The sequence below is a fragment of the Pseudomonas sp. MWU12-2319 genome (assembly GCF_023242525.1).
In the GTDB taxonomy this organism is placed as follows: domain Bacteria; phylum Pseudomonadota; class Gammaproteobacteria; order Pseudomonadales; family Pseudomonadaceae; genus Aquipseudomonas; species Aquipseudomonas gingeri_D.
Genome location: NZ_JALJES010000009.1, coordinates 167928 through 180839 on the forward strand (window position 1 = coordinate 167928; position 12912 = coordinate 180839).

Annotated in this window: 10 protein-coding genes; 6 read left to right on the top strand and 4 right to left on the bottom strand. The window is 58.9% G+C overall.

Annotated elements, in window-relative coordinates; translation table 11 throughout:
- The first annotated feature begins 95 nt into the window (after positions 1 to 95).
- Positions 96 to 536: a type II 3-dehydroquinate dehydratase gene (gene aroQ / locus M5C01_RS16510; protein ID WP_103494873.1), complete on the top strand. Its 441-nt coding sequence runs from the start codon at positions 96 to 98 to the stop codon at positions 534 to 536.
- Between the two features lie 5 nt (positions 537 to 541).
- Positions 542 to 1399, top strand: a complete 858-nt coding sequence (locus M5C01_RS16515) for a shikimate dehydrogenase (RefSeq protein WP_152740350.1) — start codon at positions 542 to 544, stop codon at positions 1397 to 1399.
- 68 nt (positions 1400 to 1467) lie between these two features.
- Here the strand turns inward: M5C01_RS16515 and M5C01_RS16520 are convergent, their stop codons facing one another.
- Both M5C01_RS16520 and quiC read right to left on the bottom strand, forming a co-directional pair.
- Positions 1468 to 2145, bottom strand: a complete 678-nt coding sequence (locus M5C01_RS16520) for a TetR family transcriptional regulator (protein ID WP_103494875.1) — start codon at positions 2143 to 2145, stop codon at positions 1468 to 1470.
- Positions 2146 to 2212: 67 nt separating this feature from the next.
- Complete coding sequence (gene quiC / locus M5C01_RS16525; RefSeq protein ID WP_152740349.1) at positions 2213 to 4120, bottom strand: 3-dehydroshikimate dehydratase QuiC; 1908 nt, start codon at positions 4118 to 4120, stop codon at positions 2213 to 2215.
- A gap of 333 nt (positions 4121 to 4453) precedes the next feature.
- On the opposite strand from quiC, the gene M5C01_RS16530 reads away from it, so the two are divergent.
- Positions 4454 to 5782 carry an MFS transporter gene (locus M5C01_RS16530; RefSeq protein WP_152740348.1) on the top strand — a complete coding sequence of 443 codons (1329 nt, stop codon included), beginning with the start codon at positions 4454 to 4456 and terminating at the stop codon, positions 5780 to 5782.
- Positions 5783 to 5916: 134 nt separating this feature from the next.
- Positions 5917 to 7167, top strand: a complete 1251-nt coding sequence (locus M5C01_RS16535; protein ID WP_152740347.1) for an OprD family porin — start codon at positions 5917 to 5919, stop codon at positions 7165 to 7167.
- A 110-nt stretch (positions 7168 to 7277) separates the two neighbouring features.
- Here M5C01_RS16535 and pcaQ read toward each other — a convergent pair whose 3' ends face one another.
- Entirely contained in the window at positions 7278 to 8207 is a 930-nt protein-coding gene (pcaQ, locus tag M5C01_RS16540; protein WP_103494879.1) for a pca operon transcription factor PcaQ, read from the bottom strand.
- A 271-nt stretch (positions 8208 to 8478) separates the two neighbouring features.
- Between pcaQ and M5C01_RS16545 the strand changes: the two genes are divergently transcribed.
- Positions 8479 to 9780, top strand: a complete 1302-nt coding sequence (locus M5C01_RS16545; protein ID WP_152740346.1) for a divalent metal cation transporter — start codon at positions 8479 to 8481, stop codon at positions 9778 to 9780.
- 492 nt (positions 9781 to 10272) lie between these two features.
- The gene (locus M5C01_RS16550; protein WP_152740345.1) at positions 10273 to 12405 is read left to right on the top strand and encodes a TonB-dependent receptor; all 2133 of its coding nucleotides are present in this window, start codon (positions 10273 to 10275) and stop codon (positions 12403 to 12405) included.
- Positions 12406 to 12459: 54 nt separating this feature from the next.
- Here the strand turns inward: M5C01_RS16550 and M5C01_RS16555 are convergent, their stop codons facing one another.
- Positions 12460 to 12894 (bottom strand): RidA family protein, encoded by a 435-nt coding sequence (locus M5C01_RS16555; RefSeq protein WP_152740344.1) that lies wholly within the window; start codon positions 12892 to 12894, stop codon positions 12460 to 12462.
- Between the last annotated feature and the right edge of the window lie 18 nt (positions 12895 to 12912).

Below are 12912 nucleotides of genomic sequence, written 5' to 3' on the forward strand. Positions count from 1 at the left end.
CCACCCCGTTGACGAAATTAACCATTTGGTACATTTTCACGACGCCTGCTTGGCTGCCTCTGCCGATGCGTGAAAAAACAATGGAGGTCATTGCAATGACTCATGTAATCCTGGTGCTCAATGGCCCGAACCTGAACATGCTGGGCACTCGTGAGCCGGCCACTTACGGCTACGAAACACTGGCTGATGTCGCCGATCTGTGTGAACGCACGGCCGCCTCTCACGGTCTGCAAATCGAATTTCGCCAAACCAATCATGAAGGTGAACTCATCGACTGGATTCATCAGTCCCGAGGTCGCTGTGGAGGCATCGTGATCAACCCGGCAGCCTGGACCCATACCTCCGTGGCGATCCGCGACGCCTTGATCGCCGCAGAGTTACCGGTGATCGAAGTGCACCTGTCCAACGTGCACAAACGTGAAGAGTTCCGCCATCACTCATTTGTCTCGGCCATTGCTGTCGGCGTGATTTGCGGAATGGGAACCCACGGCTACCGTCTCGCCCTTGAACATTTCGCCCACTTATTGAAAGTCTGATCACCATGAACCTGAACAAGAAATCCGTACTGGCCGGCCTGATTGGTGCTGGTATCCAAGCCTCGCGTACACCGGCCATGCACGAACAGGAAGGTGATGCCCAGGGCATTCGCTATGTGTATCGGCTGATCGATCTGGATGCCTTGAAACTCGACGTCAACGGGCTGCCCGAACTGCTCAAGAGCGCTGAACGGATGGGTTACACCGGGCTCAATATCACCTATCCCTGCAAGCAGGCCATCCTCCCCTTGCTCGATGAGCTTTCTGACGAGGCGCGCGGTATTGGCGCGGTCAACACGGTGGTGTTCAGGGAGGGCAAGCGTATCGGCCACAACACCGATTGCCTTGGGTTTGCCGAGGGGTTTCGCCGTGGTCTTGCCCAGGCCGCACGTCACCGTGTGATACAGATGGGGGCCGGCGGCGCCGGTGCGGCGGTGGCACATGCGTTGCTGTCCGAAGGGGTCGGGCAACTGGCGATATTTGAAGTCGATCCGAGTCGCGCCCAGGCTCTGGTTGATAACCTGAACGCACACTTCGGAGCTGGACGGGCAATTGTCGGTCGGGATCTAGCAGCAGCCCTTGCGGCGGCCGATGGCGTGGTCAATACCACCCCGGTGGGCATGGCAAAACTGCCTGGCACGCCACTGCCGGTGACACTTCTGCACGCCGGGTTATGGGTGGCCGAGATCGTCTACTTCCCACTCGAAACCGAGCTGCTCAAACAGGCTCGCGCCTTGGGTTGCCGCACGCTGGATGGCGGCAGCATGGCCGTGTTCCAGGCAGTCAAGGCCTTCGAGCTGTTCACTGAGTGCCCGGCCGACGCCGAGCGCATGCAGGCGCACTTTAACAGCATGAACAGCTGAGCCCGAAAAACCGAGGCGGTGCGTCTATCAATCGCGCCGCCGCGGGTCTTCGCGCGGGAGCGTGAATATCAGATGCCGGCCTGCAAGTAGTGCAGCACCGACTCGCAAATCATCGCCTTGTGCCGATGCTTGATCTGTTCCTCGGAGAGATCGATCTGGAATATCTCACTGAAGGTATGCCGGTTGGAGACTCGATAAAAACAGAAGGAACTGATCAGCATATGCAAATCGATGGCCTCTACGCCCCGACGAAAAACCCCTTGGGCTTCACCGCGCAGTAACGTTTCCTTGATTGTCTCCAGGACGTGATGGCTCATCGAGCGAATCGCCGGGGACTGCTTGACGTTGGCACCGTTGTGGATGTTTTCGATGCCGACGATGCGTACGAAATCGACATTGCGGTCATGGTGATCGAACGTGAACTCCACAAGGCGCTGGATGGCTTGCAGTGGTTCCAGCTCGGCCAGCTGCAGCTGACTTTCTGTTCGCCTGATGTCGCCGTAGAGCTTCTCGAGGACTTCAACGTAGAGCTGTTCCTTGCTACCGAAGTAGTAATAGATCATGCGCTTCGATGTTTTCGTGCGCTCGGCGATGGCGTCGACCCGCGCCCCGGACAAACCCAGGCTGACAAACTCGACAATGGCTGCCTGGAGGATGTCCTTGCGGGTTTGTTCCGGGTTGTTTTTTCGGCCTTTGTGCCGTGCTTCGAGGGGTTGAGGTGCACCGGCATCGGCGAAATTCGTCATTCTGGGCTCACGACCGCGTTGGAGTCGCCCGATTATGGGCTGAGCGTCTCCCGGAAGGAAGTCTCATTCAGAGCCTGGCCTGGCGCACGGCACCTCTACGGGACTTGGCCATCGCGGCCAGTCGCACCGCTACGTTGGCCGCGCCATAGCCGACATAACCCTTCTTGCGTTGCAGGATCTCGAAGAAAAAGCGGTCGCCGAACGGCTCCGTGTAGACGTGGAACAACTCGCCACCCTGGGCATCGCGGTCATAGAGCACGTTGAAATAGGCCAGCTCGCTGAGGAACTCATCGTCGAAGTCGAAGCGCGCCGCCAAGTCGTCATAGTAATTGAGCGGGATATCCAACAACGGCACCTGAGCCGCCTTGGCGCGGCTGACTTCAGCAAAGATATCCTCACAGGAAAATGCAATATGGTGCACCCCTGAGCCCTGATAACTGGACAGTGCATGGGAGATCGCCGTGTTACGATTTTCCGAGATGTTCAGCGGCAAACGCACGGTGCTGCATTGGCTGCGCAACGCCCGGCTTTTGACCAGGCCGTAGGGATCGGGCAGCACCACTTCGTCGTCGGCCTCGAAGTCCAGCAAGCTTTTATAGAACAGTACCCAACTGTCGAGACTGTCCGCAGGCAACGCCATCGCCATGTGATCGATGCGCTGCAAGCCTCCTCCCGGCATCGCTTGTGGCTCCAACTTGAAATCGCTGTCGTAGATCGACTTGCCCGCCTCGGTCGGTTCAACCAGATAGATCAGGCTGCCATCCGGCGCACGTACGGAAGGAATCTCGCGTTCGTTGGGACCGACCAGGCCACGGTATGGCTGCCCCTTGTACATCTGCGCGCGTTCCAACGCCGCACTGCCGTTCTCGACCCGTAACGCCATGGCACATAGCGAAGGGCCGTGCGCCTCGAAAAAGTTATGGGCGAACGAATAGGGTTCGGCGTTGAGCACGATCTTGATATCGCCTTGACCCAGCAGGCTGACCGCTTTCGAGCGATGCTGACCGAGATGGGCAAAGCCGAGGTTCTCCAGCCAGGTGGACAGCCGTGCACCCTGGGCTTCATCTACCGCGAACTCGAGGAACTCAACGCCGTCATAGCGGCTTGCCGAAGGTGGGTTGAAGAGTATGTCGGTGTTGATCGGCTCGACGTCTTTTTCCAACAGCCTGCGGGTTTTTTCTTCCAGGTACAGCAGCGAGCGCAGGCCATCCGCCGCGTTGGCTCGAGGCGGCGCGGCACGGAAGCCATCGTTGAAGATTTCCAGCGACAACGGCCCGGTGTAACCGCTACGCAGGATTGGCGCGAGGAATCCGGCCAGATCAAACTCCCCCTGGCCGGGGAAGCAGCGGAAATGTCGGCTCCACTCCAGCACATCCATGGCCAACAGCGGTGCATCAGCCATCTGCACGAAGAAAATCTTGTCGCCGGGAATCTGCGCAATGGCACTGGGGTCGCCCTTGAGTGACAAGGTATGGAAGCTGTCGAGCAGCACGCCAAGCGCCGGATGATCGACCTGGCGTACCAGGTTCCACACCTGCTGCCAGGTGTTGACATGACGCCCCCACGCCAGCGCTTCGTAGCCAATCCGCAGGTTTCGAGCGCCGGCGCGCTCGGCGAGCAGGCTCAGGTCATCCAGAAGAATACGTTCATCGCCCAGCGAATCCGTAGCGGTGTTACTGCACACCAGAACCAGGTCGGTGCCCAGCTCCTGCATCAAGTCGAACTTTCGCTCGACGCGGTCGATATTGCGCTGCAAGCGATCACGACGGCAGCCTTCGAAGTCGCGAAACGGTTGAAACAAGGTGATAGCGATACCCAGATCAGCACACATCTGCCGGATGTTGCGCGGACTGCCATCATCGTAAAGGAGATCATTTTCGAAGATTTCCACACCGTCAAAACCCGCGGCCGCAATGGCTTCGAGTTTCTCCGGCAAGGTGCCGCTCAAGGAAACGGTGGCAATCGAACGCTGCATGCTGCGGGCTCCTGGATGAATGCGGCTGCTACGGGCCGCCCTGTTAAAGCACCGGATTGATCAGCCTGTTCGGGGCCATGCTGGGTGCTGCAGCGAATTATTCGCTTGTGAAATTAGCACGACAATCACAAATGTACTAACCAGTTAGTTTTGTGTTCGATTATCGAACAAAAGCCGCCTTTGCCAATTGACGCTGTTTCGCTCGCTGCTCAAAACTAGCTGCACATTCATAGGACGAGCCCGCAACACCGTTAGCCAATGCCTTGGGAATTTAATCGTCCCCGGTCGTGTCACCCGCCAGCTCATAACAATTTCAAGAATAGGGCCTTAGCCATGTTTCAAACCGAAGTAACTTCCCGCACAACTGCGGCGCCCCCGGGTATCGGTGAAAAAATCCGCGATGCCATGGCCGTCGGCAAAACCCGCTGGGGCATGCTCGCCCTGGTATTTTTCGCCACCACACTGAACTACATCGACCGCGCCGCCCTTGGCATCATGCAACCGCTCCTCGCCAAGGAAATGAGCTGGACGGCGATGGATTACGCCAACATCAACTTCTGGTTCCAGGTCGGTTATGCCATCGGCTTTGTGCTGCAAGGCCGCTTCATCGATCGGGTCGGCGTCAAGCGTGCATTCTTCCTGGCCGTGTTGCTGTGGAGTTTCACCACGGGCGCCCATGGCCTGGCGACCTCCGCCGTCGGCTTCATGGTCTGCCGTTTCATTCTCGGCCTGACCGAAGCCGCCAACTACCCGTCCTGCATGAAGACCACGCGACTGTGGTTCCCAGCCGGTGAGCGCGCTGTCGCGACCGGCATATTCAATGCCGGGACCAACGTTGGCGCGATGATGACCCCTGCCCTGCTGCCCTTGATCCTGTCCGTATGGGGCTGGCAAGCGGCGTTCATCTGCATGGGCCTGCTGGGCCTGATCTGGGTGGTGTGGTGGAGCTTGAAGTACCACAACCCCGAAGATCACCCCACCGTGCGCCAAAGCGAGCTGGATTACATCAATAAGGACGTCGAGCCGGCGTCGGCCAAAGTCCCCTTCTCACGCATCCTGCGCATGCGCGGCACCTGGGCGTTTGCCTTGGCCTATGCGCTCACGGCTCCCGTGTTCTGGTTCTACCTGTACTGGCTGCCGCCGTTCCTCAATCAGCAATACAACCTGGGCATCAGCGTTACCCAGATGGGCATTCCGCTCATGCTGATCTGGTTGACGGCCGACTTCGGCAGTATCGGCGGCGGGATCCTTTCTTCCTGGCTGATCGGTCGCGGCATGCGTGCGACCACATCGCGACTGCTATCGATGTTGATATTCGCGATCACCATCATCGGCGTGATTTTCGCCGCCAATGCCAGCGGCTTGTGGATTGCGGTATTGGCCATCGCCCTGGCCGTCGGTGCACACCAGGCCTGGACTGCGAATATCTGGAGCCTGGTGATGGATTACACGCCCAAGGACCTGATCAGTACCGTGTTCGGTTTCGGTGGCATGTGCGCTGCGATTGGCGGCATGTTCATGACCCAGATCGTCGGCGCGGTACTGACCGCGACGAACAACAACTACAGCGTGCTGCTCATGATGATCCCGGCGATGTACTTCATCGCCCTGATCTGGATGTACTTCATGTCCCCGCGCGATGTTGAAGTCATCAAGGACTGATCACCCTTGATTGTTGGTAAAAGAAGCCGCCCTCCAGGCCTCTTTTCTTGAAGCATTCCCCGCAAGAAATGTTCAAAAGCACTAACCAGCCCCGAATTCGATGCCCTCATATAACTATAAGAAGGTCCCTTGCCATGCCCGAAATTCGTCATCTCATCAGCGCACTTCCAGCCGCTGTCGCCGCCAGCGTCCTTGTTCCAGTCACCACCCAGGCAGCCGGATTTATCGACGATGCCAACGTCAATCTGAATATTCGGAACTTCTTCATCAATCGTGATTTCGTCAACCCCGCCAACGCGCAACGCACTGCCCAGGAGTGGACCCAGAGCTTCATCCTCGACGCCCGCTCCGGCTTCACCCAAGGCACGGTCGGTTTTGGTGTCGATGTGCTGGGGCTGTATTCAATGAAGCTCGATGGCAGCAAGGGCACGGGGGGCACGCAGTTGCTGCCCATCCACAGTGACGGCTCTCCGGCAGATGATTTCGGACGTACTGGAGTGGCCGTCAAGGCGCGCTTTTCCAAGACGGAGTTGAAGGTCGGAGAATGGATGCCCGTACTGCCCATCCTGCGCTCCGATGACGGCCGCTCGCTGCCGCAAACCTTTCGCGGGGGACAGATCACGTCCAGGGAAATCGATGGCCTGACGCTTTATGGCGGCCAGTTCCGTGGCAACAGCCCACGCAACGATGGCCTCATGGAGGACATGTCGCTATTCAACGTGCCGAAGGTGACGTCCGACCGCTTCAACTTTGGTGGTGCCGAATACACCTTCAACGACAATCGCACCCAAGTCGGCGTGTGGCATGCCCAATTGGAAGATATCTACCAGCAGCAGTATTTCAACCTGACTCACCGTCAGCCGATGGGCGATTGGATACTGGGCGCCAACCTCGGTTTCTTCACCGGAAAGGACGATGGCAGCCATCTGGCAGGTCATCTTGATAACAAAACCTGGTCAGGGATGTTTTCGGCAAGGTACGCAGCCAACACCTTTTACCTCGGCCTGCAAAAGGTCAACGGCGACAACTGGATGCGAGTCAATGGCACCAGCGGCGGCACACTGGCCAACGACAGCTATAACTCCAGCTTCGACAACGCCGGCGAGCACTCCTGGCAACTGCGCCATGACTACGACTTCGCCGCCCTCGGCATCCCCGGCCTGACGATAATGAACCGCTACATCCGTGGCGACAACGTGCACACCACCACTACCAGCAACGGCCGGGAGTGGGTGCGGGAGTCGGAGCTGGCTTACGTCATACAGTCAGGCACCCTCAAAAACCTGTCGCTGAGGCTACGTAACTCAAACATGCGTCGAGACTACAGCACCAACGAGTTCGACGAGAATCGGTTGATTATCAGCTACCCGCTGTCGCTGCTGTAACAAGACGAAAAAAGCAGGGCGCCGGTCAACTGCGCGCCCTGCCGAGTTGCAGTCTGTGGCGCAGTTCCCTGATATCACCTCACGCAATATTGCCCCCCCTATCCAAATGGTTACGGATAACGTCCATCTCGATACTCCTGCCCAACCTCGCGCAGCACATCCACACACCACTGGGCCGCCAATGGCATCGGCAGCGCCGGATTGCTGCACAGCCCCACCGAACCACCGGGCTCGCGAATCCCCAGCTCCAGCTCCACCAACTCACCTCGACTCAGGTCTTGCCGTACAGCGTCGAATGGCGCCACCCAGATCGCCTGGCTGCACTGCACGTAACGTCGGCTCAAGGTTAATGACAGGGTTTCCAGTCTCTGGCTTGGCGGGCTGATGCCATGCTGCACAAACAGACTGTCGGCGAACTTGCGAATCGTCGTCCCCGCCAATGGCAATACCAATGGGTAGTCTTCAAGATTTTTAGGCGCCCGCGAATCGGCCAATAGCGGATGGCCGTTACGCACCACCAAGGTCATGGACTCGCTGTACAGATGTTCGAATGCCAGCCCAAGAATCTGCGGACTCTCGGTCATGCGCCCGACCACCAGGTCCAACTCACCGACCCGCAGTTGGGACAGCAGGTACGCACTCGGCCCAGTGACCACACTGACGACCAGCGCAGGATGTCGAGCGTGCAAACGGCAGACGACTTCCGGTACCAGCAGGCTTTCCACGGTGGAGAGTACGCCGAGCCTCGCGGTGACCGGTTCATGCTCGCCGGAACGCAGGCTGTTCACCCCCTCGCGTAGCGCTTGTACACTCGGCCCCGCATAACGCAGAAAAGCCACCCCGGCTTCAGTCAACACCGCACCGCTTTTACTGCGCGCGAACAGAGTCGTGGCCAGCAGGGTTTCCAGCTCTTTGAGGGTTTTGGAAAGCGCCGGCTGGCTGATCGCCAGTTTGTCCGAGGCGCGCGTCAGACTGCCTTGGCGGGCCACTTCGAGAAAACACAGCAGATGGCGGAATTTGATGCGGGTATCGATGTTCACTATGGACCTTGCCTGTCGGGTGAATGGGTGAAACTGTTCGACCTGGAGGTGGATGACCGTCGCCAGTACTATCTGTGCCGATGCTCAGGTAGCTAACTGTCGAGGGATGGCGCCAACCTTTATGACTGGATCAAACGTTTGAAACAATAGCCCTGTATTCATATAGAGATGGGCAACCTTGACCTCTATACTTGTCATCGGTGTAAACCGTTGCCCCTCAACAGCATCGCTCACTCCCCCCTTCCCGGCGCAGCACTCTTGAGGTGTATCGATGGACGTTGAACGCGCTCCCCGTACCAATATTTTCCGGGTTCTGTGGGGGCGCCTGAAAGAGCACCCGCTGTCGAAGCTGGGCCCCGGGCTCATCACCGGCGTGGCCGACGACGATCCCAGCGGTATCGCCACCTACTCACAGGCGGGCGCCCAATTCGGCTTGAACATGCTGTGGACGATGCCGCTGACCTTTCCCCTGATGGCCGCCGTTCAATCGATGTGCGCCAACCTCGGCCGAGTCACCGGCAAGGGACTCGCGGCCAACATCAAGACGGCCTTTCCACCCATTGTGCTACAGAGTGTCGTTCTGCTCCTGCTCATCGCCAATACCCTGAACATTGCTGCCGACGTGGCCGCCATGGGAGAGGTGGCGGAACTGGTCAGTGGCATCAACCGACACCTCATGACCGCGCTCTTCGTCTTCGGGACACTGGCACTGCAGATGTTCGTCCCTTATCACCGCTACGTGTTTTTCCTGAAGTGGCTGACGCTTTCGCTGCTGGCTTACGCCGCCGTACTGTTTACCGTGCATATCCCGTGGGAGCAGGTCGCCCTGCGTACCGTCTGGCCCCACTTCACCCCGAACGCGACCGCTGCCGCGGTGGTCGTGGCGGTGTTCGGCACGACCATCAGCCCTTATCTGTTTTTCTGGCAGACCTCGGAAGAAGTCGAGGACATGCTGAACCCCCCCCTGAATGCACCGCTCAATCAAGACCCGCGCGAAGCGCGCAAGGAGTTGCAACGTATCCGCTGGGACACCTGGAGTGGCATGCTCTACTCCAACATTACCGCCTACTTCATCATTCTCGCGACGGCCGTAACCCTGAACGTGGCTGGTGTGACCGACATCAACACCGCGGCACAAGCCGCCAACGCCCTGCGGCCACTGGCCGGTGACTTCGCCTACCTGCTCTTCGCCCTCGGCATACTCGGCGTTGGCATGATCGGCGTACCGGTGCTCGCGGGCTCTGGCGCCTACGCCCTTTCCGAAGCGTTGGGCTGGAATGAAGGCCTCGAACGTAAAGTGCGCGATGCCCGGGGGTTCTACGGCATCATCGCCATCAGCGTACTCGCCGCGCTGGCCATCCAGTACTCGCCCATCAGCCCCATGAAAGCGCTGTTCTGGAGTGCCGTGATCAACGGGGTCGTGGCGGTGCCGCTGATGGTGGTCATCATCATGCTGGTGTCGAAGAAATCGGTGATGGGCGACTTCACGGCAAGCCGGCCGTTGATTGCCCTGGGCTGGGTGGCGACGGCCGTGATGGGGGTGGCGGCGGTGGCGATGTTTGTTCTGGGGTAGGACTCAAGGGGGCAGGGCCTTTATTGATTGTGTGCTTCAGGTGCTCCGACAGGATGTTGCCGAGACGGAGCACCCAGGCACTACCCACCGTTTGTCATCGCGGGCAAGTCGCATATCCACGGGTTATCCATCCCCCGTGGGAGCGTGGCTTGCCCGCGACTACGTTTTGATCGCCCTATATCAACATCAGAGTTACGCATTTAATCTACAAACTTAATGCCTATTTTTTATAATTAACTTATAACTAATCGGACTTTTACAGCCGCTTAATATACAAATATTGTTACAACCATCACCGACCCCTGACCAGGTGGAGGCCCACGGAACTGCGCGTTTTTTCCGGCCGACATCACTCCACGGTCAACCGCCACAGCCAAACCTGAAACCGACTCAAACCGCCGCTGCCATGGCTTTCGAATCATGGCCCCGGCAACGCTTTGCCCAAAAAAACATAACGACACCAACGTCACTTCTACACACCAGGGGTTCACCATGCACGACATCTTCACTTCAAACCGTCTGACGCTGGCCATATCGTTGGCTCTGTTCGGATTGTCGGCCCACGCCGAGGAAGACACCAAGGAGGGAGCCCTCCCCGTTGTCACGGTCACGGCCGAACACCACGCCGAGGACTTGCAAAAGACCCCGCTGGCGATCTCCGCATTCGACGAAAAAGCCCTTGAGGACAAGCAGATCAAAAGCATCCGCGACCTTTCCGGGCAAGTACCGAACCTGAGCCTGAGCCGTCAGTCGATTTCCTACAGTGCGCAGACCTACGGCATTCGCGGCATCGGCGAGACCGATCCGATCCAGGAGTCTGCTGTCGCGGTCTACGCCGATGACCTGTATATCCCGCGGGCTATTTCCTCGATGCTCGACTTCAACGACGTCGAACGTGTCGAAGTCTTGCGCGGCCCCCAGGGCACGCTCTATGGACGTAACAGCAGCGCGGGAGCGATCCGGGTGATCACGCGCGACCCGACCCAGGAAACCCGGGGTTTCTTCGAACTCGGCGCCGGCAACTACGACGCGCAGAACGCCCGCCTGCTGATCAGCGGCCCGTTGGTGGACAACGCCTTGTTCGGGAGTTTTTCGGCGATTCGCCTGAGCCGCGATGGCACCGTCTCCGATCCGACCCGAGGAAAAGACGTGAACAACATCGACATACAGTCCTACCGCGGCAAGCTGCGCTTCAATCCCATTGATTCGCCGTGGGACGTGCAACTGACCCTGGCCGGCACCTTCGACCGTGGCGACACCACCAGCTACACCCCTTTTGATGCCAACGGCCACTTCGACAAATTCAAGAGTTACAGCAGCCTCGACCCAAAGAACCGCCTCGATCAGGGCAGTTCGGTACTGCGCGCCATCTATACGATCGATGACCACTTGAACTTCAAGTCGGTGACCGCCTACTCCGCGTTCAACCAACCCGTGGACTATGACAACTCGGGACAGGCCGCGCTGATTCAGCAGAACCTGATCACCTATAACCAGAACTATGTCACCCAGGAATTCCAGCTCAACGGCGACTACGACGATTTCAGCTTCAGCACCGGCCTGTACCTGTACCGTGAAAAATTCGAAGCCGACCGTGACAGCCTGACCTACTCGATTGCGCGCAACCAGGTGATCGGCCAGGGCCAGTACAGCACCACAGACACCGAAAGCTACGCCTTGTACGGCCAGGGCAGTTACAAGATCACGCCCCGGCTGTCGCTGATCGCCGGGCTACGCTCTACCCATGAGCACAAGAACTTCGACTACACCAACTACGCCATCAATACCAACCGGCAGATCACCGGCACCAACTTCACCGCCAATGTGAGCCAGTCCTGGCAATCCACCAGCCCGAAACTCGGCTTCGAATACGCCTGGACCGCGCATCTGAACCAGTACGCCTACGTCGCCAAAGGTTTCAAGGCCGGTGGCTATGACAACCGCGCACCGACCCTGGCCGCCGCCGAACAGGCCTTCTCCCCGGAGGACGTCACCACCTGGGAAACCGGCTTCAAGGGAGACTTCTTCGACCAACGCCTGCGGGCCAACGTCGCCCTGTTCTACAACGACTACAAGGACCTGCAGACCAACGCCTACGACCCGGCGCTGGGCGTGAGCCTGCGGACCAACGTCGGTCGGGCCCACACCTACGGCGTCGAGCTGGAAACCCTGACCGCACTGAGCAGCGACCTGCAACTGACCGCCAACCTCGGCTACCTGCAAAGCAAGTACGACGACTTCGCAAATGCCGGCGGCGCCGGCGTCAATGCCGACGGCAAGCAGTTGGTGTACTCGCCACGCTGGAACGCCAGCGTCGGCCTCAACTACACCATCCCGATCGGGCTGCCCGGCACCTTGCAGGCCGGCACCGACGCGCAATTCCAGACCAAGTCCTACGCCAATGCGCTGAACGATGATATCCAGGAAATCCCGACACAAACCTTCTGGAACGCCCACACCAGCTATGTCAGCGGCGACGGTCACTGGACCACCACGCTGTCGGTGAAGAACCTGCTGGACCGGGCCTATCCGCAATCGGTCGGGTATGTGCCGTCCAGTGGCGCCCGCTACTACTCGATCAACGATCCGCGAACCCTGTTGCTGTCGGTGCGCTACGATCTCTGAGCGCTGATCACGCTCCAGTGATCAGCGCTTTCAACCGGATGACAGGACGAGCGATCAAGCCGTCCTGGCCGCTATCGCCTCGACTTCCACCAGGGCGCCGGGCAATGGCAAGGCCACCACTTGCAAGGCCGTGCGTGCCGGTTTGTTGGGCTGCTCGCGGGTGCCGAAAAACTGCGTATACCCGGCTTGCAGTCCAGCAAAATCGAGCTTGCCGCCCGTCTCCTCGGCGCCTACCAGGAACACTCGCAACTGCACGATATCCCCCAGGTCCAGAGCTTGTTGCTGGAGGATCTTGCGCAGCTTGTTGAACACTGAAACGGTCTGCACCTCGGTATTGCCATAGGCCGCCGGAGTACCCGCCGGGGCTTGCGGGTCAGCGAGGTCCGGCAAGGTGCCACTGACGAACACCAGGCCGGCGGAGGCCGGCACGGTCACGGTTTGCGAGATAGGGAAATCGCCGACGCTGGTACGTTGAATGCTGCTGCTCATCTTGTTTCTCCTTCAATG

Bases quoted from the DNA above. Each gene is read 5' to 3' on its own strand.
- M5C01_RS16530 (WP_152740348.1), top strand. From the start codon at position 4,454: ATGTTTCAAACCGAAGTAACTTCCCGCACAACTGCGGCGCCCCCGGGT.
- M5C01_RS16515 (WP_152740350.1), top strand. From the start codon at position 542: ATGAACCTGAACAAGAAATCCGTACTGGCCGGCCTGATTGGTGCTGGT.
- aroQ (WP_103494873.1), top strand. From the start codon at position 96: ATGACTCATGTAATCCTGGTGCTCAATGGCCCGAACCTGAACATGCTG.
- M5C01_RS16555 (WP_152740344.1), bottom strand. From the start codon at position 12,894: ATGAGCAGCAGCATTCAACGTACCAGCGTCGGCGATTTCCCTATCTCG.
- quiC (WP_152740349.1), bottom strand. From the start codon at position 4,120: ATGCAGCGTTCGATTGCCACCGTTTCCTTGAGCGGCACCTTGCCGGAG.
- M5C01_RS16520 (WP_103494875.1), bottom strand. From the start codon at position 2,145: ATGACGAATTTCGCCGATGCCGGTGCACCTCAACCCCTCGAAGCACGG.
- M5C01_RS16550 (WP_152740345.1), top strand. From the start codon at position 10,273: ATGCACGACATCTTCACTTCAAACCGTCTGACGCTGGCCATATCGTTG.
- M5C01_RS16545 (WP_152740346.1), top strand. From the start codon at position 8,479: ATGGACGTTGAACGCGCTCCCCGTACCAATATTTTCCGGGTTCTGTGG.
- M5C01_RS16535 (WP_152740347.1), top strand. From the start codon at position 5,917: ATGCCCGAAATTCGTCATCTCATCAGCGCACTTCCAGCCGCTGTCGCC.